Here is a 26,957-nt window from a genome sequence, read left to right on the forward strand (position 1 = left end):
AACAGCGAGGCGCAAATTTGAGCGCATGGAAAGTGCTAGCCAAAGCGACAAGAGACTTTGAAAGCAGGGAGGTCATGAAGAAAGCGAGCTTTCCCTAACTCAAGTTGGCAACCCATAGGGGAAGGTTGGACTAAGCCGAGCTGACTACACTCAAAGGCTAATACTTAAAGAAAGGGAAAGCGGTGCAATTAGGTAGTTGAAATTAAAGAAACTGTTAATTAAAACAGAGAAAATAGACAGCTGAAATGCAGAAAATAACTAAACAATCAATGCGTTATCACGGCAAAGAGTGTTGATAAGATCCGTAATCGCCAAAACGATGGTCGACTGAACTTTTTGATTATGGCGCCCCATAAACATATCGAGCATTGGACCTGACATCGACTCGACCAATTCAGCATCGTACTCAATCGGCATTATCTTTTGAATAGCGTGTGTTTTATTCAGTTCAAATAGAACATTCGGGTCAGTGAAAGAAACCTCTTCACCTTGGATTTTCGCCCACTCTTTCAAAGTGACAAAAATCTCTAGGTCATCATAGACATCTTTGCTGATCACGCCCAACCCAAGCAGTAATTTAGCACGAACCATGATCTCGCCTAGCGGACCTCCGCTATTGAGGAGAGGCTCGACAACAAATTTTACTGCTGTGTCATCTTTCTGGAAAATGCCTTTTAGAACCGCATCTACCGTATCATCCAGTGCATCATAAGCCGCCATAAAACAAGCATTAGCAGTTGTCGCCTCTGCTAGTGCTTCTAGGAGTTCTGTTTCATGGCTAGGATGTATCGGCATAATGGCTCTGTAATAAGAAAGTGCCACAGGAGTGGCACTTTGATGATTTATCATTTCAATGCTTGGTAAGCTTGTTCCGCTAGTTTAACAACTTCTGAGTCGATATTCAGCTCAGAATAATGCGCTAATGTCTCAGCAAAACCTTTTTCTGCGAACATTGCTTGAAGTTCAACCGCTTGAGGGTCATCTTCATTCTTGTAGTGGAATGCCGCAGCAATCGCTTTAATCAGGTTCTCATTGGGTAAGCCGTATTCTAGCGTACCGTTCAATGGTTTGACTAGACGATCTTGTGGGCTAAGTTTGCGAATTGGTTGACGACCAACACGGTCCACTTCATCACGAAGGTATGGGTTTGCAAAACGACCTAGAATTTTCTGGATGTAAGCTGCGTGAGCTTCTGGGTCGAAACCGTAGCGTTTGATCAGAACCGCACCACTCTCTTCCATCGTCGCGGTTACTTGCGCGCGGATTTCGTCGTTTTCGATAGAGTCTTTGATTGTCTCAAGACCAGCAAGCACACCAAGGTAAGCGGTAACAAGGTGACCGGTGTTCAGCGTGAATAGCTTACGCTCAACAAACGCCATTAGGTTATCCGTGCACTCCATACCAGGGATACTTGGAATTTCACCTTTAAACTGAGTTTCGTCTACTATCCATTCGCTAAAGGTTTCAACCGTTACTGCGAGAGGATCTGTCTCACCCGCTTCTGCTGGCGGTACGATACGGTCTACCGCTGAATCAACAAAACCGATGTTCTCTTCAGTGAACGCCTTCATCTCATCAGATAGGTGCTCAAGGACTGCAGCCTTAAGTTGACTGGTACCACGAACCATGTTCTCTGCCGCGATGATGTTCATTGGTGCCGTGTTGCCTGCTGCTGCGCGCTTCTCGATACCCTGTGCGATCGACTTAGAGATGATTTTTAATACAGTAGGGCCAACAGCTGTTGTGATTAGGTCTGATTCAGCGATGCAGTCAACCACTGCGTCTGTCGCCGAGTTTACTGCTGTAACGTTCTTAACCACTTCAACAACACACTCTTCGCCAACAATCTTAACTGGGTACTCTTTACGCTCGATTAGCGCATTAACCACAGTCTCATTAACGTCTGCAAACGTGACTTCAAGACCTGCGTCAGCAAGCAATTTACCAATGAAACCACGACCGATATTACCAGCACCGAAATGTAACGCTTTCATAATTTTTAGACCTTTTAACTATGTAATCTATATAGGTGACGGTTCAACAACATACTTCTAAACCGTGAGCTATCTAGACTGGGAAAATGAGGCCAGGGGGGACTGGCCTCGGTTCACTCAGGAGCTTGACTTAAAGCTTCTTACTATCCATTTAGAATCTTCAGAACATCCTCTGGGTTGGTGGTGTTCTGCAAGCGTTCCACTGCTTCTTCGTCATCAAGTGAATTCGTGATAGCCATCAATACCATGTTGTGCTCGTCACCTTGAGCAGCGATACCGATTACCATCTTCGCGATATCGTCTTCGTCTTCACCCCACTGAATACCTTCAGGGTATTGACAGAATACAATGCCGGTCTTTTGTACGTACTGTTTCGCTTCAATCGTGCCGTGTGGTACTGCGATAGACTCACCTAGGTAGGTAGAAACCAGTTCCTCACGAGCGAACATGCCATCGACATATTCAGGTGCTACGTTGCCAAGTTTTACTAGTTGCTCACCAGCAAACTTAATCGCTTGGTGTTTGTCTGTCGCTTTAAGACCAAGGAATACTGCATCACTCGTTAGCGCTAGGCCTTGTTCTTTTGACGCCTCTTGCGCTGGCGCTGCTGCAGGTGCTGCTTTTGCTCCACCGCTTTGTGCTTCAACAAGCTCTGCTACTAGGTTGTCGTATACCGCACCGTCTAGGAAGTTGCTTAGTGACATGTGCATTGCACCTGGAATGGTGTTGCGAGCACGGTCCGTTAAGTCTTTATGTGTAATAACAATCTGTGAATCTGCTGGCAGGTTGTTAATCGCATAGTTGGTTACTGTGATGTCTAGACCTGCCGCTTCTACCTTCTTACGAAGTAAACCCGCACCCATTGCGCTTGAACCCATACCTGCATCACATGCGACGTATACTGCTTTCACGTCTGCTAGGTTGATGTCTGCACCTGTTGTTGCACCTTTAGAAGACGCTTTCATGTCTTTCATCTGTGCTGATGCTTTCTCTAGTGAATCTTCGTCGTCACCTTGCGCTGATGTTTTTAGAAGAATTGACGCGACAAGGAACGATACCGCTGTTGCTGCGATAACCGATAGAATCACACCGATGTAAGAACCTTTTGGTGTCATCAGTAGGATTGCGAAAATAGAACCAGGAGACGCAGGAGAGATTAGGCCCGAGCTGAACATTACGTTAGTGAATACGCCCGCCATACCACCAGCAATTACCGCTAGGATTAGACGTGGGTTCATTAGTACATAAGGGAAGTAAATCTCGTGGATACCACCTAGGAAGTGGATGATAGATGCACCCGCCGCAGACTGCTTCGCGCTACCTTTACCAAAGACCATGTAAGCAAGCAGTAGACCTAGACCTGGACCCGGGTTTGCTTCGATTAGGAAGAAGATTGAACGACCAACCTCTTCAGACTGCTGAATACCTAGAGGAGAGAAAATACCGTGGTTGATTGCGTTGTTTAGGAATAGGATTTTCGCAGGCTCAACGAAGATAGATGCTAGCGGAAGTGCGCCGGCTTCAACCATTGCGTTAACACCAGTAGCTAAACCGCCAGAAAGCACTTTTACTGCAGGACCAATTGCTAGGAAAGCAATGATCGCACAGATCATACCGATAATACCGGCAGAGAAGTTGTTCACTAGCATTTCGAAGCCGCTCTTCACTTTACCGTGAACTGCTTCATCGAATTTCTTAATTGCGATACCACCTAGAGGGCCAACAATCATCGCACCCATGAACATTGGAATGTCCGTACCTACGATAACACCCATAGTTGTGATAGCACCTACAACCGCACCACGGTCGCCGCCCACCATTTTACCACCGGTATAACCGATAAGTAGTGGGAGCAAGTAAGTGATCATAGGACCAACCATAGACGCTAACGTTTCGTTAGGAAGCCAGCCAGTTGGAATAAATAGTGCGGTAATGAAACCCCACGCAATGAATGCGCCGATGTTTGGCATTACCATATTGGATAAGAATCGACCAAAGTTTTGGACCTTGATCTTCGCTTCTGGTGATAACATAGGTAGAACCCCGTAGTGTATTGGTTGGTCAAATGACCGAAAGTGTGTGCTCAAAAGTTGAGTAAAATCTAACACAAGATTAAAAAAACGCACGCCGGCGTGATTTTAGTGACGCACATCACACACAAAATACAACAAGGAGTTAGTAGTAATGATTTAGATCACAAAAACAGGCTGAATCTAAATTACACCGCCAAATTAATGAGAACAAATATCAATAACACGCGATCAAGATCACGTTTTTATATTTGGAAACCAAAAATAAATAGTGATATAAATCACAATTTAAATAACAACCTTCAATTCCCCACACCTAGAAGGCTAAAAATCAATCACATTGAGTTCATTTTATATGCACACCAGTGAATCAAAGTTCAACTTATGTAATTTAATTACAAAATTGGTATATTGGTAACTTTGAATACTAATTGAAGTTGAGTTCCTCCGTTCACTAGAACTCCTACTCTCCTTCTTTACAATTAATGATATAAAGAGAATTGCTAAACACTTCAGATACCGACGGTTCAAAAGAGTGCCCTTTATGACATCAGATAAGCTATCAACATCAGCGCTTGCTAAGCTGAAAGACCTAGAACCTAAAACTCTGTTTAGTCAATTAAAGAGCGCCGGCTATATTGTGCGTGGTAGAGATAAATGGGTATTAACCGAACGTGGTGAAGCGTTTGGAGGGGAATATGTCGATCACACAAAGTTTGGGCAATTTATCGTTTGGCCAGAAAACCTATTGATCGATACCGCTTCTACTGCAGGAACCACTCTAACAGCGACGCAGCTGGGCCAATCCCTCCAGTTAAGTGCCAAAAAGATCAATCTACTCCTCAATGAGTTGGGCTGGATTCGCCGTGAAGAAGATGGATGGCACATTACCGATACCGGGCTGAAGGTCGGCGGAGAACAGAGAGAAGACAAAGCCACTAATAACGTCTTTGTGGTTTGGCACGATACTGTGGCGAAAAACAAACGCTTGAAACAGTCTGTGGTTGAGTTTCTCGGTAAAGGTGCCGAAAGCCATTCAACCGATGTTTCTTTCTCTAACTTTAGACAAAAATTCGAAGCCAAACATCGCACCTTAGATGGGCACTATGTTCGTTCAAAAGGTGAACTTATCATTGATAACTGGCTTTATATGGCGGGTGTCGTCCATGCTTATGAGCGACCTCTTCCGATTACCACTGAAGTGGTCAGCGACTTCTATTTACCCTCAGGTAAGGTGTATATCCAGTTTTGGGGCAGTGACAAGGGTGCCATCGACACCAAGCAAAAAGAAACAAAACAGAGAGTATATAAAGAGCACGGCTTCGCTCTGATAGAAATCTACCCAGAAGATATTCCTAACCTCGACAGTGTGCTTCCTCCTCTTTTGAGACAATTCGGCATTAAGGCGTATTAAAAACGCTTTCAGCCCTTTTTACTGCGAATAACCCAACATACCTCACATGATTATGGACATTTAAGTCCATAGTCATTTGAGATCTTCGCTATTTTTCTCCCTCGCGAGTTCCTTTATCTTACACCCATCGAGTTGAGCTACCGCAGATTCTCGATCATTGGGGCATGTTCGATGACCAGTTAGGTTGTCCATTTATTGTTGACGTTACTGAACATTAAACCCTAAAACATTTATTCATATAGATACTAGGAGCCAACATGACTCATCCAATCATCAAAGATTTGAACACACGCTACACCGCTAAAAAATACGATGCTGACAAACGCATCTCTGCGGAAGATATGGAAATCATCAAAGAAGCACTGCGTCTATCTGCGTCTTCTATCAACTCTCAGCCTTGGAAATTCATCATCATTGAGAGTGACGAAGCAAAACAACGCTTCCACGATACATTCGAGAACATGCACCAGTTCAACCAACCGCATGCGAAAGAAGCGTCTCACACCATTCTTTTTGCTCACGATCCTAAGTTTACAAAAGAGAAGTTTGCTACGCGTGTTGACGCTGAAGTCAGCTCTGGTCACCTTCCGGCAGACATGTACGACACGTTCATGGGTGCTTACGCATTCGCAGACATGAATACAGACGAAGAAGGCTTCAACGGCAACTGGACTAAAGCTCAGGTTTACATTGCTCTGGGTAACATTCTGCACACACTAGCGCGTCTAGGCATCGCTTCAACTCCGATGGAAGGTGTGGATTCAACACTTATCGGTAAGAAGTTCTCTGAAGAGCTTGAAGGTCACGTGGTAGACGTTGCATTGGCTATCGGCTACCACAAAGATGGCGAAGACTATAACCACGGCCTACCAAAAGCACGCCTAGCACTAGAACAAGTGGTAGAGACGCTATAATCCTTCTTTAAGACTCGCGATTAAAAATCGCACACTACACTGCTTTATTTGGCCAGACACACGTCTGGCTTTTTTACGTTTGCAGCGAAAGAAAATCGAAAAAGAACACCTCAGGTACTGAGACGTTAAGTTAAAATGAAGCCAACAGACCTCATTAAACGAGCCGTTAACGACAGAAACTTGAGAGCAAAAAAATAGGCTGTTCAAACACACTGAACAGCCTGATGATTAACTCAAGAAGAGCGATGCTGAGTTACAAAATTAATAAAGATAAAAGGTAGCACGGGTTGCGAGGCAGTGGTGTAAGTGACTGTAAGCCGCTTCGCTCAACATTTCCTTACTTTGTTAACACATTGAATTTTAAATATAAAAAAGCTCTACAATTCACGTAGAGCTTTTCTTTTAAACGGCCAGGTTAAGGCGGTTGATACATTTACTGCATTAACCAATAAACGAGATGTAGCCTTGTAGGATGATCAGGTTAACAATGTCGATGAAGAATGCACCGACAATCGGCACCACCATGAAGGCTTGTGGCGATGGACCAAATCGGTTTACCAGCGAGCCCATATTCATCACAGCGGTTGGTGTTGCACCTAAGCCGAAACCACAGTGACCACCTGACATTACCGCAGCATCGTAATTTGAACCCATCACTTTGAACGTCACGAAATACGAGAACAAACCCAGAACGACCGCTTGCACACTCAAGATCACCAAGAACGGGATCGCAAGGTCAAAGATATTCCACAGTTTTAGGCTCATCAACGCCATCGCTAAGAACAGAGAAAGAGACACTGTACCCAGAATATCAACCGTTTCACTGTCTGTTTTGTGCAGCTTAGTGACTTCAAATATGTTGGTGATGAACACCCCCATAAACAACGCATAAACAAAGTCAGGAATCATTAGCCACTTGATTTCAAAGGTCGATACCCACTGCTCTAAATACTTAGCACCAGTGATACAGATAAGAAGGATAAACAGAACTTCAATTACCTTCTTGGCTGTTACTTTGTCTTCTTCATATTCATTGTACGTCACCAGCTCAGGGAAACGCTCGTGCGTTTGTGTACCCGTGCCATACTCAGATTCAAGGTTGTTTTTGTCGATCAGCTTTTGTGCCACCGGGCTACCAATGATGCCGCCAATGATCAAACCAAAGGTTGCCGAAGCCATTGCAATTTCTAGCGTATTAGCAATACCATAAGTATCAGCGAAAGTTTGAGACCAAGCCGCACCCGTACCGTGTCCACCAGACAGAGTAATTGAGCCCGCGATAAGCCCCATGAGTGGATCTAACCCCAACCCCGTTGCCAAGGTTACGCCAACTCCATTCTGAATAATGATGTACACCGACGCCACAGCTAGGAATAGGAACACCTTTGCGCCCCCTTTCATCAACTGGGTATAGTTCGCCGCTAGACCAACGGTTGCAAAGAACATCAACATGAATGTGTTTTGCAACGGTAAAGAGAACTCAAGATCAATACCGTTGAAATGAAGACCTGTAATTGCAAGCGCAACGATTAAGCCGCCGACAATAGGTTCTGGGATATTGTACTTTTTGAGGACCGGAAGCTTTGCGTTTACAAAATGGCCTAGAAACAAAACGCTAATTGCGATTAGGAAAGATTCTAGTGGGCCTATTGAAATTAAATGATTCATATCACCTCTATATTTTTACGTTCCTCATCTTCCCTAATGAGTCTAGTCTTGTCTGTAGCTTTTAGTGCTGCTCTACCTGTGTTTATGAAAATGATGAATTAGTGAGTTTAGAAAACGCTCCACAATAGTGTGAAAGACGACCAGGATGTTAGTCCTAGGTCAATTTTAGCGAGGATCAGGGTGTTTTTTGACCTTGATCACTTCGAAAATTCACCCCGACATCTGAAAAATTTTTACATTAACTATCATTCTGGAAACCTAAAAAAGCAAAAAGGAGCTATTGATAGCTCCTTTTGCATTACCAGCATGGGTAATTAGAATTTTTTCGGTGCGTAACCAGTCATAACCTCTAAACGAAGCTCTTTACCGATCTTCGTCATTGGATGAACAACGACAAGTCCCTTTACAGACTTTTTCAGTTTACCCATGTCCGCTTGCTCAGCCTTGGTAATTTCACGGCTAAAAGGCATATCTAGCAGTGCTTTACGCTCTTTGTTTACATCGTAGCTTTGCTTGTGTTTCAGCTGTGCGATTTTCTTGGTTAGCTTTTTGATTTCGTCTTCAAATTGACGAACAACAGGACGATCATTACGAGCCTTAGCAGCCGCTAACTTGTGGCGACACTTGTCTAGACGGTTGTTAATTTGTTGAAGTTCGTTTTTAGCACTCATAATAATTTCCTAAATTAAGCAAGCCAATGCGGATTGGGGCGCGGAGTATAGCACAAGGGTTGACGCGAACCGAAATTTATCTGCTAAATACACACCAAGCTAAATATAGCCTACACTCACAAACGATCGTTAGACTCTAAATTCCGACACTAGTGGTCAAAAACAGAACAATAGGAAGGGAATATGCAAGCCATCAGGAAGACTATGACACTCGGTGTTGCAACATGTACGCTACTTGTCACTGCTTATGCGTCATCAGAAACACGACTCCCTGATAACATTACTATCGAATATCTGAAGCCTACTAATCAACAAGATTCGACTATTAAAAGAGCTATTCAAGAGAGTGAAATTAACGACACACTTATCACGTTGTCAGAGCAACTGTTTCCATTCAAAACACCATTAGTCATTCGGTATGGTGGGAGCGAAGGTCCGATGTACGACCCCAGTACGCATATCGTACACATGCCATACACCTTCTATGCGGAGTCAGTGAACTACTACCGTAAAAACCAGTACCAAGAGAAGTATGATAAATCACCGGAAGCAGGGGCCGTTGATACTTTACTGCACACACTTCTACACGAAGCTGCGCATGCTTACATCTACGATCACAAAATACCGGTTCTCGGGAAAGAGGAAGACGCCGCCGACAACTTTGCGACTCTAATGCTGATTGATTACATTGAACATGGAGCTGACGCAGCAATAAGTGCGGCAGACTTATTCGCTTATGAGTCAGATGATCGACCTGAGTACTACGATATGGGTGATTACATCGATGAGCACAGTTTCGATCTACAGCGCTACTTTTCGACACTCTGCCTCGTTTACGGCAGCGATCCGGATACTCACCGTAATCTATTGGATGAAGTTGAAAACGACTACTTAAAAGATCGCAAAGAGTTTTGTATCGAAAACTACGATACCCTGAGAACCAATTGGCACCACTATTTAACAGCCCCAAAAGACAATTAAGTTCATTAATAATGAGAGCACGTTTGCCTCCACGCTTCATGAACGCAGTTTCGTGGCCGTTTGATCGAAAGTAAATGACGTAGCGTATAGCTATCAAAACCAATCTTCACAAATCACAGCAAGTTTGGTGTTTGATACTCTTTTACTTTTTGGGGCAAACTCTCTATGGAAACAAAAACCGACTACGCAATCTTCCCATTGCCGCTCTTTATTCTCCCCGGCGGCCGACAACGCCTGAGAATTTTTGAGCCAAAATATCTGACTATGGTGGCGCACGCCGCTCAAGGAGACGGTTTTGTTATAGCTAGCCACGATAACCGCAATAACAGCCCACTTAAAGATTGGGGTACTAAAGTAAAAATCGTCGACTTCAACCTCTCAGACGACAAGTTACTCGAAATTGATGTGGAAGGTGAGTCATTGGTTAGACTCTTCAATACTCGAAGAGATGATACTGGCCTTTTGAAAGCAGACTTTGAGACACTTCCTCATTGGCCAAACCTGGATTGTCAACTTCCACCTATATTCAGTAACTTTCTCGTTCAACTGTTTAGAGAACATGATGCAATAAGGGAGCTTTACCCTCACACTAATTTCGACGATCCACAATGGATTTGTGCGCGCTTATTAGAGGTGATGCCATTACCAATCGAGAAGAAAGTCCGCTTCACTTCACCGTCCAGTTTCCCTGCAGTGGTTCCTTTTTTAAATCAGATAATTACTGGTAACGACTAACTCAAACTTTTTTTCTTTTTGTTTGATCTAAACATCACTTTCCTCCGTAGATATTGCAAAACCCGGATGAAGGTTAGTCTATTATGCAATTAGGTAAGATAAAAAACGAAAAAGCCAAGGAGTCTGTCATCGCTTCCGACAGTAAAGTGCCGCCAGAATTATCAAGCTGGCTAGTTTTAGTTGCATCCCATAGAGACAAGCAGGCTTTCACTCGCCTGTTTGAATTTTTCGCTCCCAAAATCAAACGTTTCGGTATCAACAAGTTAGGCAGCGAAGCATCTGCCAACGAGTTAGTGCAAGACACCATGACTAACGTGTGGAAAAAGGCTCATCTTTATAATAGCGATAAAGGCGCCGCAACCACGTGGGTGTACACAGTGATGCGCAACGCTGCGTTTGACATGTTGCGTAAAGTGAAAGCCAAAGCAGAGCAGAATATTGCAGATGACATTTGGCCTATTGATGCAGCGCTATCTGAAGCGAGCGATGATGAAAGCGAATACAGCGACCACTTGATGAGTCGTCATGTACGCAATCAAATAGACAAGCTGCCTCCAGCGCAGCGAACCATTGTTGAAGGGGTTTATTATCAAGAGCTGTCTCAAGAACAATTGGCGCAGCAACTCGGAGTGCCACTCGGCACAGTGAAATCAAGACTGAGACTCGCACTCGCCAAGTTGAAGCTTCATATGGGAGAACAGAACCATGATTAAACATCACCCAACAGTACAAATACTCAAAGACTTCGCGACTGGCGAACTTCCTGATTCTCTCTCTTTGGTTGTATCAAGCCACGTCGAGATGTGTGAACAGTGCCAAGCAGAAGTGTTACGCCTAACTGAAATCGCTGCAATCGACAGCTTCGGTTCTGATGAAAGCATTGCCGAAGAGCTGATCGAAAATCAAGTTAACGCGGTACTACACAGTGCTACAGACGACCATAACTCAGGTCTAGACATGAGTTTAATCAACTCGATTACTGCTAATGAACAATTGGAAGACGTCGAGGCTACTCAAAACCACTCACCGCAGAAGATTAAGGTCGCTGATACGGAGTTTGAGCTGCCACGAGCACTCAACCAAGTCGCGAGGAAAGACTGGCTCCATTTGGGCAAGATCTCGCGCGCTCGCCTCGATTTTGAGGACGGTGAACACCACACCAGTCTTTTGCATATCGGCAAAGAGGGAACCGTTCCTTGTCACACGCACAAAGGGTTTGAGATTACCTTACTTTTAGAAGGCAGTTTTGAAGACGAGATGGGTGAGTATCACAAAGGTGATTTCATCTGGCTTAATGGTGAACATACCCACCAACCTTTCACAAAAGAGGGTTGTGTATGTCTAACCGTTTCAAGCGATGCTCTATACTTTACAAAAGGTGTGAGCCAGTTATTCAACCCTATTGGCAAGTTTATTTACTAGTGATTGAAAAACATTAATAAATATACCATCTTATATACAACGTCTTGAGTAATGTTTAAAAGGATTTGACCTATGGACAAAAAAATAAAAATCGGTATCAGCGCTTGTGTTGCAGGGCACAAGGTTAGATTCGATACAGGTCATAAACGCTCTCGTTTCTGCACGGAAGATCTGGCCGACTATGTTGACTTAGAGCCAGTGTGTCCGGAGATGGGAGTGGGGCTTCCAACGCCTCGCCCAACAATTCGTCAAACCAGAATGTTAGATGACGTTATTCACGTATCTCGTCCAGATGGCACTGGTGACGTCACTAACGAGTTGATCGAATACGGGCAGAACTACGCAAAAAACAACGAACACATTGCGGGCTTCATTGTGTGCCAAAAAAGCCCAACTTGCGGCATGGAGCGGGTAAAGGTTTATCACCATCACGGTCGCGGTTCTGAATCAACAGGCATAGGCATGTTCACCAAGCAGCTAATGGATCACAATCCACTGCTGCCTATAGAAGAAAATGGTCGCTTGAACGACCCGATTCTTCGCGAGAACTTCATGACACGAGTGTTTACGTATCAGAAATGGCTCGACTTAGTTGATGAAGGTATCACCAAGCACAAGCTCATTCAGTTCCACAGTGCCCATAAGTATCTAGTTATGTGTCATCACGTTGAAGGCTACAAAGAGCTCGGCAAGTTGTTGGGCGAAAGTGACCTAGAAATCAACGAGTTGGCGGATCGTTATATAGAAGGCTTGATGACGGCACTGCAACACCATGCTAACCGTGGTACGCACGCTAACACACTTCAGCACTTACAAGGCTACTTTAAGAAGCAATTAAGCAGCACTCATAAGCAAGAGCTGTCACGACAAATCAACGATTTCCGTGAAGGTACTATCCCATTGCTGGTGCCACTGACGCTGATTAATCACTATTTGATGGAGTACCCAAACGAGTACTTACAATCACAGGTTTACCTAAACCCACATCCACAAGAACTTAAGTTGAGATACGGATATTGAGCACTCTACTCTGGATACGACGCGATCTTCGCGTTCATGACAATCCGGCTTTGATCTCTGCAATTGAAAACGGCGCTACTCACGCCGTTTTTATTTCTACACCTAAACAGTGGCAACAGCACCATTTAGCACCGATTAAAGCCGACTTTATATACCGCCACTTAACCCTGCTGTCAGAACAGCTCGCGACATTTGGTATTGAGCTTGTTCATCTGAAAGCTTCCGACTTTGACGATCAAGCAACTACGCTTGTTAACTACTGCCACGAGCATAACATCACCCAAGTGGTCGCCAACTCTGAACCAGAAGTGGACGAACAGCAAAGAGATCAAGCGGTACGTGCCCTCGACATCACACTGACCACCTTTGATTGCGACGTGATTGTTCCCGTAGGACGAGTTCTCAATCAGCAAGGAGAGATGTTCAAGGTATTTACTCCTTTCAAAAAGGCTTGGCTCAAGTATGTTCAAGCCTCTGGCATCGATTGCGCTCCCTATCCGCACGTTAACTCGGAAAGCGCACAATCGAATCGAGAAACCTTTTCAAGGGAGTACGACTTTGATTTCCCAAGAGAAGACTCTTCTCGCTGGCCGCTAGCTGACGATGTGTTAGGGCAAGTGGTGCCTCAATTTCTTGCAGAAAAGCTCTATCAGTACGCGGAAAATCGAGATTTTCCATCAATAAAGGGCACCTCTGGCCTATCGCCTTACCTTGCCATTGGTGCGATTAGTCCTCGTTGGTTGGCGATTCAACTGATTCAAGAACACCCAGAACTGCTGGTCGATACCCAGTGCGCTGAGTTCTCTTGGCTCAATGAGCTTATCTGGCGTGATTTCTATAAACATCTGATCTTCCACCACCCGAGATTGGTTAAAGGTGAGAACTTCCAAGAAAAGTACGATGGGCTGACCTGGCACAACAACCCGGAAGATTTCCAGCGCTGGTGTGAAGGTAAAACCGGCTACCCTCTGGTTGATGCTGCCATGCGCCAACTGCTCGAAACAGGGTGGATGCACAACCGTCTCAGAATGGTCGTAGCTAGCTTTTTAACTAAGCACTTATTGGTAGATTGGCGGTGGGGCGAGCGCTTCTTTATGGAACACCTGATTGATGGTGATTTCAGTGCCAACAATGGTGGATGGCAGTGGGCTGCGAGCACTGGCTGTGATGCACAACCGTACTTTAGGATTTTCAACCCGATAACTCAGAGTGAAAAGTTTGATCCTAAAGGAATTTTTATCCGTAAATATCTACCAGAACTGCAAAACATTCCTGATCGAGACGTGCATTTCCCGCATACGTTTATCGCGAAGAGTGGACAAGGCAGTCGTTACTGGGGACCTATTGTTGAACACAAACAAGCACGGCTAAGGGCCTTAGAATTTTACAAATAGCACGACAGACGAAAGTGAGAGTGAACTCATGGAAAATTCACGATGGCTAGATAATTTTCTTGATATGTATAGACAGCTAGGCACTGACGACTTTGGTGCATTACAGGATGTATACCACCAGCAGGTTGAATTCACAGATCCACTTCATCAAGTGAACGGGTTGGACGCGCTAACCCGTTATTTCGAGAACATCTACACCAATGTTGCCACCTGTAAATTTACGATCATCAGCGCGTTCGAGTCTGGCGAACAAGCAGCCGTTTACTGGTCCATGGAATTTACCCACAAACAGCTTAATGGACGCAAGCCGATAATCGTAGAAGGACACTCTCACCTAACAATGAAAGATGGTCTTGTGATATCTCATCGTGATTATCTCGATGTGGGTGCGATGCTGTACGAGCACGTTCCCATTCTTGGTTGTGCAATCAAATCCATTAAGCGAAGAGCGAGCCAATAACATGAGAATCCTTATTACAGGCGCTACTTCAGGCATCGGTCGAGAGCTAGCAATCAAGTACGCTCAACTCGGTCATTCCGTTGTCGCTTGCGGTCGTAGTCAAGACAAGCTCGATTCATTGACCAGCGAACAAATCAACATTGAATCACTCTGCTTTGACCTTCTCGATTACGACAACTACCCAGATCTCACCTCAGGTGAAGCTTTGGATATGGTTATCTTAAACGCCGGAGATTGCGAGTACATTGACGATCCCGTCAACTTTGATGCCAAACTCTTCGAGCGCGTCATCAACATCAACCTGATCTCTATTGGCTACGCCTTAGAAGCTTGGCTTAAATGCATAAAGCCAGCAGGCAGAGTCGTTCTAGTCAGCTCCAGTGCAGGCTTTTTACCATTGCCACGAGCTGAAGCTTATGGAGCTTCAAAGGCTGCATTGACCTATCTAGGTCGTACGCTCGCTGTCGACCTCGCAGCACATAATATTCATGTTTCTATCGTTCATCCTGGTTTTGTAGATACCCCACTGACCGAGCGAAACACGTTCGCTATGCCTATGATTATAAGTAGCGAACAAGCCGTTCAAAGAATCATCAGTGGACTCGAACAAGGAAAGAGCGAAGTAGATTTTCCTCGCAGGTTTATCTTCATCATGAAGTGCCTGCGATTTTTACCCAAGTCGGTTTGGCATAAGCTTGCCTCAAGGATGGTATAACAATGAAAAAGATTGCCATTATTGGCTCCGGTATCTCCGGACTCACTTGCGCACACGTATTAGATAAACACCACGACGTCACAGTTTTTGAGAAAAACGATTATGTCGGTGGACACACAGCCACGGTCGATATTGAACACCAAGGCAAGGCATTTTCTATCGATACAGGTTTCATTGTTTTCAATGATCGCACCTACCCTAACTTCAACAAGCTACTCAAACAGCTTGGTGTCGATCGTCAAGAAACAGAAATGAGTTTCAGTGTTCATAACACGGGGACTCAGTTTGAGTACAACGGTCACAGCATCAATTCCCTGTTCGCTCAGCGCAGTAATATCTTCAAGCCACAATTTTGGACCCTGATTCTCGAGATCATTAAGTTCAACAAACTGTGCAAGGAGCGCTTTCAAAACCATCAATTCGTCGAAGAAGAAACGCTAGGCGACTTCCTAAACCACTACCGTTTTTCAGACTTTTTCAGCCAACACTACATACTGCCTATGGGTGCGGCTATATGGTCCACAAGCCTAGAAGAGATGGAACAGTTCGAGCTGAAGTTCTTTATCCAATTCTTCTTCAATCACGGGTTACTCGATATCACCAATAGACCGCAGTGGTACGTGATTCCTAAAGGTTCACGCTCCTACGTCGATGTTATTCTATCTCGCCTATCTAAACCCGTTCAGCTCAACAGCCACATCAAGCAGGTGACCCGCTATGAAAGTGAAGTCGCCATCGAATTTGAATCTGGCGAAACACAAATTTTTGATGAAGTGATCTTCGCTTGTCACTCTGACCAAGCACTGGCGCTGCTCGGCGACGCGACTGAACAAGAGAAGGCGGTGTTGGGAGAAATTCCATACAGCCGCAATGAAGTGGTTCTTCACACCGACACTAAGCTGCTACCTGATCGCAAGCTAGCGTGGGCGAGTTGGAACTACATGCTAGATGGCAACAGTAAACGACCAGCCTGTGTCACCTACAACATGAACATTTTGCAAGGGATTGAAGACGATACCACCTTCTGTGTCACCCTCAACCAGAGCGAGGCCATTAACCCAGATAAGATCATTCGTCAGTTTGTCTACCATCATCCGGTACTCAACTCCAACACTGTTCAAGCGCAACAGCAGCGTGAAACCATGTGTGGGCACAATCGCACTCATTTTGCGGGCGCTTACTGGTACAACGGCTTCCATGAAGATGGTGTGCGCAGTGCGCTCGATGTGACTAAGCGTTTTGGATTAGAGCTATGAGTACGGTAACTCGCCACTTCGATGACAACACCGAGCGCAGTGGCATTTACTGGGGCAGCGTAAGGCACCGCCGTTTCGGTGCCATTACCCACGAGTTTAGCTATCAGTTGTACATGATGGGGCTCGATCTGGATGAGATCGAGCAGACAACAGCCCGTAGCTGGATATTCGGTACCCGTTGGTTCAACCCTATCCGCTTTGTTGAGACAGATTATGTGCCGGATAAGACCTTCGACGGAGACGAGTCGTTGGGCAATCATGATTCTAAAATTAATGATAAAACGTCAAGCAGCAATAAAACGCAAAACAGTAATGAACTAAAAACTCTAAAGCAGCGTATAGCACTCAAAGTGAAAGCACTGGGTGGTCAATGGAGCGACTCCAACCGAGTTACCATGCTCGCACAGTGCCGTTGTTTCGGGATTTATTTTAGCCCGATCAATTGCTTCTTTTGCTATGACGAAAACTTGGAGTGCCGTTACATGCTGGCAGAGGTAAGCAACACTCCTTGGCGCGAACGACACTATTATTTGATAGACATGCAGCAAGAAATGAAGGCGAAGAAAGACTTCCATGTGTCACCATTTATGGATTTAGACATGACTTACCACTGGAAGATTAAGCCTCCATCACGCCGCACTTTAGTCCATATTGAAAATCATAGGGACGAGCAATATCCCGGAGACAAAAAGGTATTTGACGCTACATTGGCACTCGAAAAACAACCGATGACTGCCGGTGATATACGACAAACACTGATTCGAATTCCGGCCATGACCACTAAGGTTGTGCTAGGCATTTATTATCAGGCTTTGAAACTGTTTCTCAAAAAGGTGCCCTTTATCCCGCACCCAGACTCAGTCTCTAAGCCGTCATAATACAAGAATTAACTAACACGAGAATTTTCTCAGCGAGGTCTACATGGAACAGCTTGCCAAACAAAATCACAACATCAAGCAGCAGCCTCAAACCGCAGTGCTGAATAAAAACTGTAAGTACCGAAGCCTTGTTTTCACTATTCTGGAACGCTTACAGGGAGCTCAACTCGAAGTCATCGAAGGTGATGAACATTCAATATTTGGTGACCGAGAAGCCAGCCTTCACGCCGAGATTGTCATTCACGATTCTAGTTTCTTTAAAGATGTCGTCCTTAACGGCAGTATCGGCGCTTCAGAAGCTTATATTGACGGTAAATGGACGAGCCCACATCTAACCCGAGTTATTCAGATCATGGCTCGCAACCAACAGCAACTCGACGAGCTAGATGACAAGACTCAGTGGCTATCCAAGATTAAAAACTTGTTTTTGAGAAAGCAGAACGCCAACACAGAGCAAGGCTCGAAGCGTAATATCTTGGCCCACTACGATATTGGCAATGAGCTTTACGAACGCTTCCTAGACCCATCAATGCAATACTCCTCAGCCATCTACAGTGAACAAGCTACCCAGCTTACAGACGCTCAGCAAAATAAGATGCGTACCATTTGTGAACGCTTAGAGTTAACAGAACAAGACAGTGTGGTTGAGATAGGCACTGGGTGGGGTGGACTGGCGATATTCATGGCGCAAAACTACGGCTGCCACGTCACCACCACAACGATCTCTGATGCTCAGCACGAGCTTGCCAAGCAGCGCATTGAGGCACTCGGACTAAGCGACAAAATTACCCTGCTCAAAGAGGACTACCGCAATCTGTCAGGTCAATACGACAAGCTGGTCTCTATCGAGATGATTGAGGCGGTTGGCCATGAATACCTGCAAACTTTCTTTACTACTTGTTCTCAGCTACTCAAGCCAACAGGCAAGATGTTGATACAGGCAATCACCATCGCAGATGGACGCTATGAGAAATACCGTAAAGGGGTCGATTTCATTCAGAAATACATCTTCCCTGGTGGTTGCCTACCCTCTGTTGCTGTCATGACGGGTCACCTTGCACAGAGCACCGATCTTGTCGTCCAAGAAATTGACGACATCGGTCTGCACTACGCGCGCACGCTGAACGATTGGAATGTCGCGTTTGAGCAGAGCTGGGATGAGTTACAAAACCTAGGGTATTCAGAACAGTTCAAGCGACTGTGGACCTTCTATTTCTGCTACTGCGAAGGCGCGTTCCTTGAACGCGTGATCAGCACTCATCACATTGTGGCGCGTAAGCCTCGCTACTATGGAGCAAAAGATGAAACGGTTCTGGATTATTAACCTTGTTCTGTTTCAAGCCACTTGGGTAAGCAGTGCTTTCTTTACCGAGCAAGCCGTCTTTATAGCGCCACTATTGGTGGCGCTGCATTTTCTTCTCTCACCCACTCGTCGTGACGACTTCAGAGTCTTACTCTTGCTGCCAATAGGTCTGCTTCTCGATAGCTTAATGATTGGCCTTGGCGCCTTTTCAGCACACCCAAGTATCGCTAACCAAACTTGGTTCCCGGTGTGGCTCGCCTGCTTGTGGGTGATGTTCTTAATCAGTTTTAACCATAGCCTCAATTGGCTAATGAAATGTCCGAAAGTGATCCTCATTCTCCTCGGTTTCGTAGGAGGTACTAGTAGTTACTGGGGCGGCATCAAGGCAGGTGCGCTTCAGTCCACATGGCCAGATGTGTGGGTGTTATCCACGCTTGCGGTCAGTTGGGGATTAGTCATTCCCTTGTTAGTGGTCGGCTACTCGCATCTAAACAAGCCTGATATGGCGGAGACAACGAGGTGACTTATGGCTTATTCATCACAGGGTCGTGCTAAAGCTCAGCGCCACCCTTATTCGCAATGGAAGCGTTACTTACTGTCAGCGCTTGCTACCCTGTTTGCGTGCAGCGCACTTATCTTCCACAACACCGCTAACGCCTCCCCCGTCGGTGATTTAAATAAGCAGGGCGAAGGAGAGATGACTTATCTCTTTTGGACCCTCTACAACGCCGAGCTATACACCACACCTACTCGCTCTGAGCAAGCACTGAAAATCGAATACTACCGTGACATTGATAGCAAAGATCTAGTCGATGCAACGCAAGATCAGTGGGAAAAACTGGGCTACTCGGACAGCAAAATCAAGAGCTGGATCGCTCCACTCTACGAAATGTGGCCGAACGTAAAACAGGGCAGCACCCTGACCATTCGCGTTTCAGAAAACCAGCAAAGCCAATTCTATTTCGACGAACAACCAATCGGCACCATTACCGATACCCAATTTGGACAAGCCTTTCTCTCTATCTGGCTGTCAGAAAACACGTCAGAACCAAAACTCCGCCAACAGTTGTTAGGGCTCAATAAATAGGACACAATGAATGAAAACAGGATGGCTACTTTTACTTTGCTCTCTTCTAATAGGGTGTGGCTCTGCCAACTTATCCGAACATACGGGCACCACACCTGAACTCAAGCTCGAACAGTTCTTTGACGGCGACCTCATCGCTTATGGCATGGTGCTCGATCGCTCTGGTAATCTACTGCGACGTTTTGAAGCGGATTTAGTGGCAGAGTGGCAAGGCGAACAGGGTGAAATCAAAGAGTGGTTTCGCTTCGCTGATGGTGAACGCTCCACTCGAGTCTGGAAGCTGATTAAAACGGGTGACAACACCTACACAGGCACAGCGGGTGACGTAATAGGCGAAGCGTATGGTGAAACGCAAGGCTCTGCCCTTTACTGGAAATACACGCTAGAAATCGAAGTCGACGGTTCAATGTATGAAGTCACTCTAGATGACTGGATGTTTTTAATGGACGACAAGCGCCTGTTCAACAAAACCGAAATGTCTAAGTTTGGTTTCAAGGTCGGCGAAGTCATACTGTTTATCGAAAAACGCTAGCCGTCCATAGCAACAGATTACACAAGCCTCGACTCACTCTTTGAGTCGAGGCTTTCTGTTTCCATCATCTCAAATCAACCTTCACAGCGCTGATAGAGCTTTCCTATCACTAAATTTACTTTTCAATAGCTATTGCCTTTCACACTTGATAGCTATCTCCTATTAGAACAATAGAAACGTCCGAATTTACCCTCTGAGCCTGTCGAGGCAATATATCCACATCGACGCAAGGCAGCGTCAAAACAACAAATTAAAGAGAGTAAAATCATGATCAACACAGAAATCAAACCATTCAACGCAACGGCATTCAAAAACGGCGAGTTCGTAGAAATCACAGAGCAAGACGTGAAAGGTAAATGGGCAGTATTCTTCTTCTACCCAGCAGATTTTACTTTCGTATGTCCTACTGAACTTGTAGACCTACAAGAGAAATACGCAGAGCTTCAGTCTCGCGGCGTGGAAGTTTACTCAGTATCAACTGACACACACTTCTCTCACAAAGCGTGGCACGACACTTCTGACAAGATCGGTACTATCGAGTACTTCATGGTAGGCGACCAAACTGGCACTATCACAAACAACTTCAACGTAATGCGTGAAGGTCAAGGCCTAGCAGACCGCGCTACATTCCTAATCGACCCACAAGGTGTTATCCAAGCAATGGAAATCACTGCTGAAGGCATCGGTCGTGACGCTGAAGATCTACTACGCAAAGTTAAAGCGGCTCAGTACGTTGCAAACAACCCAGGTGAAGTTTGCCCAGCGAAATGGAAAGAAGGCGAAGAGACACTAGCACCATCTCTAGACCTAGTAGGTAAGATCTAAGCATCTGCAAACCCGTTCTACAGGCGTGCCTTAGCCTGCCTCCTAAAGGGCTTTGGCGCGCCGCTTTAATACTCAAAACCACATCCATGCGATGTGGTTTTTTTTTGTTTTCATTCAATCACTTAAAAACCAAGGCCAGCTTTAATAAGTGTTTCCAATGATTGATAGGTTTTGCCTACCAAACTAATAGAAACGTCCGAATTTACCAATTGTGATGGTCAAGGCAATATAGCTCCATCAGCGCAAAAGAGCGCCCCCGAACAGAAAAGAGAAGTAGGCATATCATGTTAGACCAAGCAATGAAGCAGCAACTGCAAACATACTTAGAATTCCTAAAAAATGACGTTAAGCTCGTTCTTAGCCTGGATGAAAGCGAAACAGCAAGCAAACTAGAGAAGCTGGCGAACGACATCTCAGAACTCTCTGACAAAGTTGTGGTTATCCGTGACGATAGCGCGAGTGATCGTACACCAATCATGCAAGTGCTAAACACAGAAAAAGGCACGAGCATCGGTTTTGCAGGCCTACCTATGGGTCATGAGTTCACATCATTAGTGTTAGCACTACTGCACAGTGGCGGTCACCCAATCAAACTTGAACAAGACGTTATCGAACAAATTGAGAACCTTGGTCAGCCACTGAATGTTGAAATCTTCATTTCGCTTTCTTGCCAAAACTGTCCTGAGGTTGTACAAGCGTTCAACATGATGTCGGCAATCAACCCGCTGATCAAAACAACTATGATTGATGGCGCAGCTTTCCAAGACGAAGTGAAATCTCGCGACATCATGGCAGTACCAAGTGTCTTCATCAACGGTGAACTGTTCGGCCAAGGCCGCATGTCTCTGGCTGAGATCCTAAACAAAGTCGACTCTAGCGCAGCTGAGAAAAAAGCAGCGAGCCTAAGCAAGCAAGCACCGTTTGACGTTCTTGTTGTAGGTGGTGGTCCAGCAGGTTCTTCTGCCGCAATCTACGCAGCACGTAAAGGCATTCGCACGGGTGTAGTTGCAGACCGTTTCGGTGGTCAAGTAATGGACACAATGGCGATTGAAAACTTCATCTCAGTGAAAGCGACCACAGGTCCTAAACTAGTAGCTAGCCTAGAAGAACACGTAAAAGAGTACGGCGTAGAGGTGATGACCGAGCAACGCGCGGCTAACATCATCGACGCTGAAGACACAGAAGACGGTTACATCCATGTTGAGCTAGAGAGCGGTGCAACACTGCGAGCTCGCTCAGTAATCACAAGTACCGGTGCACGCTGGCGTGAAATGAATGTTCCGGGTGAGCAAGAGTACCGCAACAAAGGCGTAGCGTACTGCCCACACTGTGACGGTCCACTATTCAAAGGCAAGAAAACAGCCGTTATCGGTGGTGGTAACTCAGGTATCGAGGCTGCAATTGACCTAGCAGGTATCGTTGAGCATGTAACAGTTCTTGAATTTGCAGACACACTGCGTGCTGACCAAGTACTTATCGACAAAGCGAATTCAACGCCTAACATCGAAATCATCAAGATGGCACAAACAACACAAGTGCTTGGCGATGGTAACCGAGTAACGGGTCTTGAGTACAAAGACCGTAACACTGATGAGCTTAAGCGCATCGACCTAGCGGGTATCTTTGTTCAAATCGGCCTAATGCCAAACAGCGAATGGTTGAAAGGCACTAAGGTTGAACTATCACCACGTGGTGAAATCGAGATTGACGCACACGGTGCAACATCAATGAAAGGTGTATTTGCAGCAGGTGACGTAACAACCGTACCTTACAAGCAGATCATCATCGCGATGGGTGAAGGTGCCAAAGCGAGCCTAGGTGCATTTGACCACCTAATTCGCAACCCAGCGCCAGTCGCTAAAAAAGTGACAGAAGTAGCGTAATCAAATAACGCAGCAAGCCTAAAAAAGAGAAAGCCACCACTGAACTCAGTGGTGGCTTTTTGTTGTTACAGCCCTTCAAACTCATCAATTGCAATGCGCGCTTCTGCCAGTGAACAGCCAGATTCACTGACCAATTGAGCGACGGTCATCGAAGGCGTGTTTTGAAGCAACTGTTGTAAACAAACGGTTGGTTTAGGTAATACTTTATCAATCGCAGTCACCATCCAAAGTAAGGGAGCATCGCTAAGTTGCTCCCTTAATTTATGTAGCTGCGCCTCTTCACCTACTAACATCCAATTCCGAGAGCGTCGAATGCGTTTTAACTGACAACCATTCGCGGCTGCTAGGGCGATCACCTGCTCCTTATCTGGCACGCGGTGGACAAAGCTATTGAGTACAACTGAAAACATAGTGTGGGTTACGAGTCTATCTCTACCGTGATCTCGGTTTTTACAGAATTGGCAATGAAGCAGTTACTGTGCGCCAGATGATGCAACTTTTCGAGCTGTTTATCCGTCGGGCGCTTATCACCAACAAATTGAATTTGGGGTCTAAGCGTAACATGACTCACCCAAGCACGCCCTGCTTTATCCTCTTCAAGAACACCAATCGCGTCATCAATGTAAGACTCGATCACGTATTTACGCTTAGCTGCAATGCCCAGAAACGTCAGCATATGACAACTGGCAATCGCCGCAATAAAAGCTTCTTCGGGATCAACATTTTCTTCAACAGAGAGCGGTAATGGCACAACATGAGGCGATGACGACGCAGGTACAATAACACCACCATCAAATTCCCACGCATGCCCGCGACTGTATTGATTATCGCTAAATACCTCATCGTCACCTTTCTGCCAGCGAATCAGGGCACCATAATCAGACATGTTTTCTCCTTAGCGATCCGCAGGGTGGTTCACACCATCGTTAGTCACCACATCACCAATATCAAAAGGGTTCACCCCTTCCAAACAACCAATATTGAACCCGTATTCATTTGGGCTAGAGCGTCGTTGATGATGGGTATAGATACCGCAGTTCGAACAGAAGTAGTGCTTCGCGGTGTTAGTATTGAATTGATATAACTTGAGATGCTCTGCACCTTTGAGGATCTTGATACCATCCAGCGCAACAGAGCCAACAATCGCCCCTTTACGACGACAAATAGAGCAATCGCAGCGACGCGGCTTTTCGATGCCGTTAGGTAGGCTGAGCTCCAACTCCACCGCACCGCAGTGACAGGTCGCTTTATGAAATGGTTTGATCACCGTGTTGCCAACTTTTTTCATTGTTCTCTCCAGTACATCCATGTATTGCTCACATCATAACCAGTCTAGTCAATTCTGTCCGCAGTCCCGTTTTCAGTTCGAGAGTTTTGTCATATCGCGTTAATTAATTGATTTATTAGTCAAACGACCAAAGTTTTCGATCAGGAAATCCAAGAACAGTCGAATTCGCTTAGGTTGATACTTCTTGCTGATGTACACCACATTCAAGTCGGCGCTCGATACAGAGGTCGAGGTATTAAAGTTTTTCATATAACCATGGAGCAAAGTAACAAGGCGTTGGTTATTGATGTCATCTTGCACATCTAACACTGATTTGAGCGCAATACCCTCACCTTTTAATGCCCAGTAGCGAATCACTTCGCCGTCGTCTGAGAATCGCTTTGGTACAACGGTAATCGACTTCTTCATGTCATGATCTTGGAAATGCCATGTTTTCAGCTCTTCATTACTGCGTAGCATTGCTAAGCAATCATGGTCTGCTAAATCTTGAGGCGTTAATGGCGTTCCATGCTTGGCAAGATATTCAGGAGAAGCACACAACACACGTCGGCTCGGGGATAAACGTCTTGATATCAAACTGCTGTCGACTAACTCTCCGTAGCGAATTACCACATCCATGCCCGACTCTGCAATATTTGACAGGTTATCGTTCAAATATAGGTAAGGGATCACGTCGGGATATTGCTGACAGAACTCAGAGAGAATAGGAAGAATATACTGCTTGCCGATGTCTTTGGGAGCGGCGATTTTTAAAGGGCCTTTAACCTCTTTGACACCATTTTGAATCAAGTTTTCGGCTTCGCTAACGTTATCCAATATCTCCAAGCACGCCTTGTGATACAGCTCGCCAGAGTCAGTCAAAGACACATGTCGAGTACTTCGATTCAACAACTTCACGCCATATCGCTCTTCCAGTGCCTGCAGCCTAGCCGTCATGGTCGCAGGTGATAAGCCTAGCTCTCGCCCTGCCGCCGCTAAACCTTGATGCTTCACGATGCTAACGAACATCGTCATGTCAGAAAACTTATCCATGCTACTTCTTCCTCACCACACTGTTCACTTAAACCGAATAATGAATTCATATTTTAGCTAATTATTAAAATTAATCGAATAAATATAATGGCAACCATCAACAGAACACAGGAATCCTGAGCATGACAAAATTATTCCATAAGACACAATTAAAAGGTCTAACGCTACAAAATAGTGTCGTGATGGCACCCATGACACGCGCTCGTACTAGCCAACCTGGAAACGTGCCAAACGACATGATGGCGACCTATTACCAACAACGTGCTAGCGCTGGGCTTATCATCACTGAAGCGACGCAGATCTCTGATGACTCTCAAGGTTACTCATTCACTCCCGGCGTTTACACCGATGCACAAATTGAAGGTTGGAAATCAGTAACCACAGCAGCCAAAGAACAAGGCGCAGCGATATTCTGTCAGCTCTGGCATGTCGGTCGCGTGTCTCACCCTACCTTTCAAAAAGGCGAACTGCCGATAGCACCGTCAGCTTTGGCTCCAATAGAAACTCAGGTGTGGATTGCTGATGAGAATGGCAACGGCAACATGGTCGATTGCATTCAGCCAAGAGAGATGACCCAAGCAGACATCGATCGTGTAGTGCAAGATTTTGCTAACTCAGCCAAGAAAGCCATCGAAGCAGGCTTTAATGGTGTCGAGATCCACGGCGGCAATGGCTACCTCATTGATCAATTCCTAAGAACCAACTCAAACAAGCGCAACGACAACTATGGTGGAAGCCGTGAGAACCGACTTCGCTTTTTGATTGAAGTGGTTGATGCTGTTATTGCAGAGATAGGTGCCGATAAAGTCGGCGTGCGTTTGGCGCCTTTCATTACTTTCAAAGACATGAACTGCCCAGACATAGTGCCAACAATTTTAGAGGCTTCGAGAGCGCTGCAAGCTCGTGATATTGCTTATCTACACTTGTCAGAAGCCGACTGGGATGATGCACCGGTTGTCCCTGAAAGCTTCCGAGTAGAACTAAGGGAGCTATTCTCCAACACCATCATCGTCGCAGGCAGCTACACACCACAGCGCGCCGAAGAAGTGTTAAGCAAAGGCTACGCCGATCTCGTCGCATTTGGTCGCCCATTCGTGGCTAACCCAGACCTCGTATCACGCCTACAAAACGGCAGTGAGTTGGCACAACTCGACGGAGCCACTCTTTTCGGTGGCAATGAAAAAGGATATATCGATTATCCTGCGTTAAAAGAGTCTCAACCTGTGTAGACGCTGAATGACAGGCAAAAGAAAGGCTCGCGTGACTAGTGCGAGCCTAATGCTGTTTAGGGGGTAAACTGCATAGATTAAAATGGAGATTATTTGTTTAAGTGTGTCGCAGTTCAAACCTAAATTTGGGCGACTCTCCGCTTGTAAGTCTCAGTTTTAAATGATTAACGAGAATTAATCAACTTTTATAAGTTAGGTTTAGGTAAATTTAAAAACCTTATTTTTT

28 protein-coding genes are annotated in these 26,957 nt (G+C 45.5%); 19 read left to right on the top strand and 9 right to left on the bottom strand.

Features of this window, described 5'->3' with window-relative positions; translation table 11 throughout:
- Positions 1 to 258 precede the first annotated feature (258 nt).
- From AC6I7V_RS16975 to AC6I7V_RS16985, 3 genes are all read right to left on the bottom strand, one after another.
- Positions 259 to 795, bottom strand: a complete 537-nt coding sequence (locus tag AC6I7V_RS16975; protein WP_255232327.1) for an MltR family transcriptional regulator — start codon at positions 793 to 795, stop codon at positions 259 to 261.
- Between the two features lie 50 nt (positions 796 to 845).
- Positions 846 to 1,994, bottom strand: a complete 1,149-nt coding sequence (locus AC6I7V_RS16980; protein ID WP_261883255.1) for a mannitol-1-phosphate 5-dehydrogenase — start codon at positions 1,992 to 1,994, stop codon at positions 846 to 848.
- Positions 1,995 to 2,137: 143 nt separating this feature from the next.
- Positions 2,138 to 4,027 carry a PTS mannitol transporter subunit IICBA gene (locus AC6I7V_RS16985; RefSeq protein WP_498012339.1) on the bottom strand — a complete coding sequence of 630 codons (1,890 nt, stop codon included), beginning with the start codon at positions 4,025 to 4,027 and terminating at the stop codon, positions 2,138 to 2,140.
- Between the two features lie 541 nt (positions 4,028 to 4,568).
- Here AC6I7V_RS16985 and AC6I7V_RS16990 point away from each other — a divergent pair.
- Positions 4,569 to 5,438, top strand: a complete 870-nt coding sequence (locus AC6I7V_RS16990) for a glycerol kinase (RefSeq protein WP_498012340.1) — start codon at positions 4,569 to 4,571, stop codon at positions 5,436 to 5,438.
- 257 nt (positions 5,439 to 5,695) lie between these two features.
- Entirely contained in the window at positions 5,696 to 6,352 is a 657-nt protein-coding gene (locus tag AC6I7V_RS16995) for a nitroreductase family protein (protein WP_498012341.1), read from the top strand.
- Between the two features lie 441 nt (positions 6,353 to 6,793).
- Here AC6I7V_RS16995 and gltS read toward each other — a convergent pair whose 3' ends face one another.
- Positions 6,794 to 8,020 carry a sodium/glutamate symporter gene (gene gltS, locus AC6I7V_RS17000; RefSeq protein WP_498012342.1) on the bottom strand — a complete coding sequence of 409 codons (1,227 nt, stop codon included), beginning with the start codon at positions 8,018 to 8,020 and terminating at the stop codon, positions 6,794 to 6,796.
- A gap of 314 nt (positions 8,021 to 8,334) precedes the next feature.
- Positions 8,335 to 8,691 carry a YibL family ribosome-associated protein gene (locus tag AC6I7V_RS17005; protein ID WP_032553629.1) on the bottom strand — a complete coding sequence of 119 codons (357 nt, stop codon included), beginning with the start codon at positions 8,689 to 8,691 and terminating at the stop codon, positions 8,335 to 8,337.
- A gap of 183 nt (positions 8,692 to 8,874) precedes the next feature.
- On the opposite strand from AC6I7V_RS17005, the gene AC6I7V_RS17010 reads away from it, so the two are divergent.
- From AC6I7V_RS17010 to ahpF, 16 genes are all read left to right on the top strand, one after another.
- A complete protein-coding gene (locus tag AC6I7V_RS17010; RefSeq protein ID WP_498012343.1) occupies positions 8,875 to 9,672 on the top strand; it encodes a DUF4344 domain-containing metallopeptidase in 798 nt (265 codons plus the stop codon).
- A gap of 165 nt (positions 9,673 to 9,837) precedes the next feature.
- Entirely contained in the window at positions 9,838 to 10,407 is a 570-nt protein-coding gene (locus AC6I7V_RS17015; RefSeq protein ID WP_498012344.1) for an LON peptidase substrate-binding domain-containing protein, read from the top strand.
- 83 nt (positions 10,408 to 10,490) lie between these two features.
- Entirely contained in the window at positions 10,491 to 11,120 is a 630-nt protein-coding gene (locus AC6I7V_RS17020; protein WP_255232319.1) for a sigma-70 family RNA polymerase sigma factor, read from the top strand.
- The gene (locus tag AC6I7V_RS17025) at positions 11,113 to 11,829 is read left to right on the top strand and encodes a ChrR family anti-sigma-E factor (protein ID WP_255232318.1); all 717 of its coding nucleotides are present in this window, start codon (positions 11,113 to 11,115) and stop codon (positions 11,827 to 11,829) included. The genes AC6I7V_RS17020 and AC6I7V_RS17025 overlap by 8 nt, the downstream gene beginning before the upstream one ends.
- A gap of 72 nt (positions 11,830 to 11,901) precedes the next feature.
- Positions 11,902 to 12,849 (top strand): YbgA family protein, encoded by a 948-nt coding sequence (locus AC6I7V_RS17030; protein WP_255232317.1) that lies wholly within the window; start codon positions 11,902 to 11,904, stop codon positions 12,847 to 12,849.
- The gene (gene phrB / locus AC6I7V_RS17035) at positions 12,846 to 14,243 is read left to right on the top strand and encodes a deoxyribodipyrimidine photo-lyase (protein WP_498012345.1); all 1,398 of its coding nucleotides are present in this window, start codon (positions 12,846 to 12,848) and stop codon (positions 14,241 to 14,243) included. Before AC6I7V_RS17030 ends, phrB begins: the two co-directional genes overlap by 4 nt.
- Before the next feature lie 28 nt (positions 14,244 to 14,271).
- Positions 14,272 to 14,703 carry a nuclear transport factor 2 family protein gene (locus AC6I7V_RS17040; protein ID WP_255232315.1) on the top strand — a complete coding sequence of 144 codons (432 nt, stop codon included), beginning with the start codon at positions 14,272 to 14,274 and terminating at the stop codon, positions 14,701 to 14,703.
- Between the two features lies 1 nt (position 14,704).
- Complete coding sequence (locus AC6I7V_RS17045) at positions 14,705 to 15,418, top strand: SDR family NAD(P)-dependent oxidoreductase (RefSeq protein WP_498012346.1); 714 nt, start codon at positions 14,705 to 14,707, stop codon at positions 15,416 to 15,418.
- 2 nt (positions 15,419 to 15,420) lie between these two features.
- A complete protein-coding gene (locus AC6I7V_RS17050) occupies positions 15,421 to 16,674 on the top strand; it encodes an NAD(P)/FAD-dependent oxidoreductase (RefSeq protein ID WP_255232313.1) in 1,254 nt (417 codons plus the stop codon).
- Positions 16,671 to 17,552, top strand: a complete 882-nt coding sequence (locus tag AC6I7V_RS17055; protein ID WP_498012347.1) for a DUF1365 domain-containing protein — start codon at positions 16,671 to 16,673, stop codon at positions 17,550 to 17,552. The genes AC6I7V_RS17050 and AC6I7V_RS17055 overlap by 4 nt, the downstream gene beginning before the upstream one ends.
- A gap of 43 nt (positions 17,553 to 17,595) precedes the next feature.
- Complete coding sequence (locus tag AC6I7V_RS17060) at positions 17,596 to 18,876, top strand: class I SAM-dependent methyltransferase (protein WP_498012348.1); 1,281 nt, start codon at positions 17,596 to 17,598, stop codon at positions 18,874 to 18,876.
- Positions 18,854 to 19,378: a DUF2878 domain-containing protein gene (locus AC6I7V_RS17065; RefSeq protein WP_498012349.1), complete on the top strand. Its 525-nt coding sequence runs from the start codon at positions 18,854 to 18,856 to the stop codon at positions 19,376 to 19,378. Before AC6I7V_RS17060 ends, AC6I7V_RS17065 begins: the two co-directional genes overlap by 23 nt.
- Before the next feature lie 3 nt (positions 19,379 to 19,381).
- On the top strand, positions 19,382 to 19,942 hold the full coding sequence (locus AC6I7V_RS17070; protein WP_498012350.1) for a chalcone isomerase family protein: 561 nt from the start codon (positions 19,382 to 19,384) through the stop codon (positions 19,940 to 19,942).
- A 10-nt stretch (positions 19,943 to 19,952) separates the two neighbouring features.
- The gene (locus AC6I7V_RS17075; RefSeq protein ID WP_498012351.1) at positions 19,953 to 20,474 is read left to right on the top strand and encodes a DUF3833 domain-containing protein; all 522 of its coding nucleotides are present in this window, start codon (positions 19,953 to 19,955) and stop codon (positions 20,472 to 20,474) included.
- A gap of 267 nt (positions 20,475 to 20,741) precedes the next feature.
- On the top strand, positions 20,742 to 21,299 hold the full coding sequence (ahpC, locus tag AC6I7V_RS17080) for an alkyl hydroperoxide reductase subunit C (RefSeq protein WP_004413034.1): 558 nt from the start codon (positions 20,742 to 20,744) through the stop codon (positions 21,297 to 21,299).
- Positions 21,300 to 21,583: 284 nt separating this feature from the next.
- Complete coding sequence (gene ahpF, locus AC6I7V_RS17085) at positions 21,584 to 23,182, top strand: alkyl hydroperoxide reductase subunit F (RefSeq protein WP_498012352.1); 1,599 nt, start codon at positions 21,584 to 21,586, stop codon at positions 23,180 to 23,182.
- A 65-nt stretch (positions 23,183 to 23,247) separates the two neighbouring features.
- On the opposite strand, the gene AC6I7V_RS17090 is transcribed toward ahpF, so the two are convergent.
- The 4 genes from AC6I7V_RS17090 to AC6I7V_RS17105 form a co-directional block, all read right to left on the bottom strand.
- Positions 23,248 to 23,592, bottom strand: a complete 345-nt coding sequence (locus AC6I7V_RS17090) for a ribosome recycling factor family protein (protein ID WP_498012353.1) — start codon at positions 23,590 to 23,592, stop codon at positions 23,248 to 23,250.
- An 8-nt stretch (positions 23,593 to 23,600) separates the two neighbouring features.
- Positions 23,601 to 24,068: an OsmC family protein gene (locus AC6I7V_RS17095; protein WP_498012354.1), complete on the bottom strand. Its 468-nt coding sequence runs from the start codon at positions 24,066 to 24,068 to the stop codon at positions 23,601 to 23,603.
- A 9-nt stretch (positions 24,069 to 24,077) separates the two neighbouring features.
- On the bottom strand, positions 24,078 to 24,470 hold the full coding sequence (locus tag AC6I7V_RS17100) for a GFA family protein (RefSeq protein WP_255232305.1): 393 nt from the start codon (positions 24,468 to 24,470) through the stop codon (positions 24,078 to 24,080).
- 99 nt (positions 24,471 to 24,569) lie between these two features.
- On the bottom strand, positions 24,570 to 25,502 hold the full coding sequence (locus AC6I7V_RS17105; protein ID WP_498012355.1) for a LysR family transcriptional regulator: 933 nt from the start codon (positions 25,500 to 25,502) through the stop codon (positions 24,570 to 24,572).
- Positions 25,503 to 25,624: 122 nt separating this feature from the next.
- Between AC6I7V_RS17105 and AC6I7V_RS17110 the strand changes: the two genes are divergently transcribed.
- Positions 25,625 to 26,731, top strand: a complete 1,107-nt coding sequence (locus AC6I7V_RS17110; RefSeq protein WP_498012356.1) for an alkene reductase — start codon at positions 25,625 to 25,627, stop codon at positions 26,729 to 26,731.
- The last annotated feature ends 226 nt before the right edge of the window (positions 26,732 to 26,957 follow it).

Source organism: Vibrio sp. KUL70, assembly GCF_059725515.1.

What these genes read in the sequence shown, in the direction of transcription:
- AC6I7V_RS16975 (WP_255232327.1), bottom strand. Translation starts at nt 795, where the DNA reads ATGCCGATACATCCTAGCCATGAAACAGAACTCCTAGAAGCACTAGCA.
- AC6I7V_RS16980 (WP_261883255.1), bottom strand. Translation starts at nt 1,994, where the DNA reads ATGAAAGCGTTACATTTCGGTGCTGGTAATATCGGTCGTGGTTTCATT.
- AC6I7V_RS16985 (WP_498012339.1), bottom strand. Translation starts at nt 4,027, where the DNA reads ATGTTATCACCAGAAGCGAAGATCAAGGTCCAAAACTTTGGTCGATTC.
- AC6I7V_RS16990 (WP_498012340.1), top strand. Translation starts at nt 4,569, where the DNA reads ATGACATCAGATAAGCTATCAACATCAGCGCTTGCTAAGCTGAAAGAC.
- AC6I7V_RS16995 (WP_498012341.1), top strand. Translation starts at nt 5,696, where the DNA reads ATGACTCATCCAATCATCAAAGATTTGAACACACGCTACACCGCTAAA.
- gltS (WP_498012342.1), bottom strand. Translation starts at nt 8,020, where the DNA reads ATGAATCATTTAATTTCAATAGGCCCACTAGAATCTTTCCTAATCGCA.
- AC6I7V_RS17005 (WP_032553629.1), bottom strand. Translation starts at nt 8,691, where the DNA reads ATGAGTGCTAAAAACGAACTTCAACAAATTAACAACCGTCTAGACAAG.
- AC6I7V_RS17010 (WP_498012343.1), top strand. Translation starts at nt 8,875, where the DNA reads ATGCAAGCCATCAGGAAGACTATGACACTCGGTGTTGCAACATGTACG.
- AC6I7V_RS17015 (WP_498012344.1), top strand. Translation starts at nt 9,838, where the DNA reads ATGGAAACAAAAACCGACTACGCAATCTTCCCATTGCCGCTCTTTATT.
- AC6I7V_RS17020 (WP_255232319.1), top strand. Translation starts at nt 10,491, where the DNA reads ATGCAATTAGGTAAGATAAAAAACGAAAAAGCCAAGGAGTCTGTCATC.
- AC6I7V_RS17025 (WP_255232318.1), top strand. Translation starts at nt 11,113, where the DNA reads ATGATTAAACATCACCCAACAGTACAAATACTCAAAGACTTCGCGACT.
- AC6I7V_RS17030 (WP_255232317.1), top strand. Translation starts at nt 11,902, where the DNA reads ATGGACAAAAAAATAAAAATCGGTATCAGCGCTTGTGTTGCAGGGCAC.
- AC6I7V_RS17040 (WP_255232315.1), top strand. Translation starts at nt 14,272, where the DNA reads ATGGAAAATTCACGATGGCTAGATAATTTTCTTGATATGTATAGACAG.
- AC6I7V_RS17045 (WP_498012346.1), top strand. Translation starts at nt 14,705, where the DNA reads ATGAGAATCCTTATTACAGGCGCTACTTCAGGCATCGGTCGAGAGCTA.
- AC6I7V_RS17050 (WP_255232313.1), top strand. Translation starts at nt 15,421, where the DNA reads ATGAAAAAGATTGCCATTATTGGCTCCGGTATCTCCGGACTCACTTGC.
- AC6I7V_RS17055 (WP_498012347.1), top strand. Translation starts at nt 16,671, where the DNA reads ATGAGTACGGTAACTCGCCACTTCGATGACAACACCGAGCGCAGTGGC.
- AC6I7V_RS17060 (WP_498012348.1), top strand. Translation starts at nt 17,596, where the DNA reads ATGGAACAGCTTGCCAAACAAAATCACAACATCAAGCAGCAGCCTCAA.
- AC6I7V_RS17065 (WP_498012349.1), top strand. Translation starts at nt 18,854, where the DNA reads ATGAAACGGTTCTGGATTATTAACCTTGTTCTGTTTCAAGCCACTTGG.
- AC6I7V_RS17070 (WP_498012350.1), top strand. Translation starts at nt 19,382, where the DNA reads ATGGCTTATTCATCACAGGGTCGTGCTAAAGCTCAGCGCCACCCTTAT.
- AC6I7V_RS17075 (WP_498012351.1), top strand. Translation starts at nt 19,953, where the DNA reads ATGAAAACAGGATGGCTACTTTTACTTTGCTCTCTTCTAATAGGGTGT.
- ahpC (WP_004413034.1), top strand. Translation starts at nt 20,742, where the DNA reads ATGATCAACACAGAAATCAAACCATTCAACGCAACGGCATTCAAAAAC.
- ahpF (WP_498012352.1), top strand. Translation starts at nt 21,584, where the DNA reads ATGTTAGACCAAGCAATGAAGCAGCAACTGCAAACATACTTAGAATTC.
- AC6I7V_RS17090 (WP_498012353.1), bottom strand. Translation starts at nt 23,592, where the DNA reads ATGTTTTCAGTTGTACTCAATAGCTTTGTCCACCGCGTGCCAGATAAG.
- AC6I7V_RS17095 (WP_498012354.1), bottom strand. Translation starts at nt 24,068, where the DNA reads ATGTCTGATTATGGTGCCCTGATTCGCTGGCAGAAAGGTGACGATGAG.
- AC6I7V_RS17100 (WP_255232305.1), bottom strand. Translation starts at nt 24,470, where the DNA reads ATGAAAAAAGTTGGCAACACGGTGATCAAACCATTTCATAAAGCGACC.
- AC6I7V_RS17105 (WP_498012355.1), bottom strand. Translation starts at nt 25,502, where the DNA reads ATGGATAAGTTTTCTGACATGACGATGTTCGTTAGCATCGTGAAGCAT.
- AC6I7V_RS17110 (WP_498012356.1), top strand. Translation starts at nt 25,625, where the DNA reads ATGACAAAATTATTCCATAAGACACAATTAAAAGGTCTAACGCTACAA.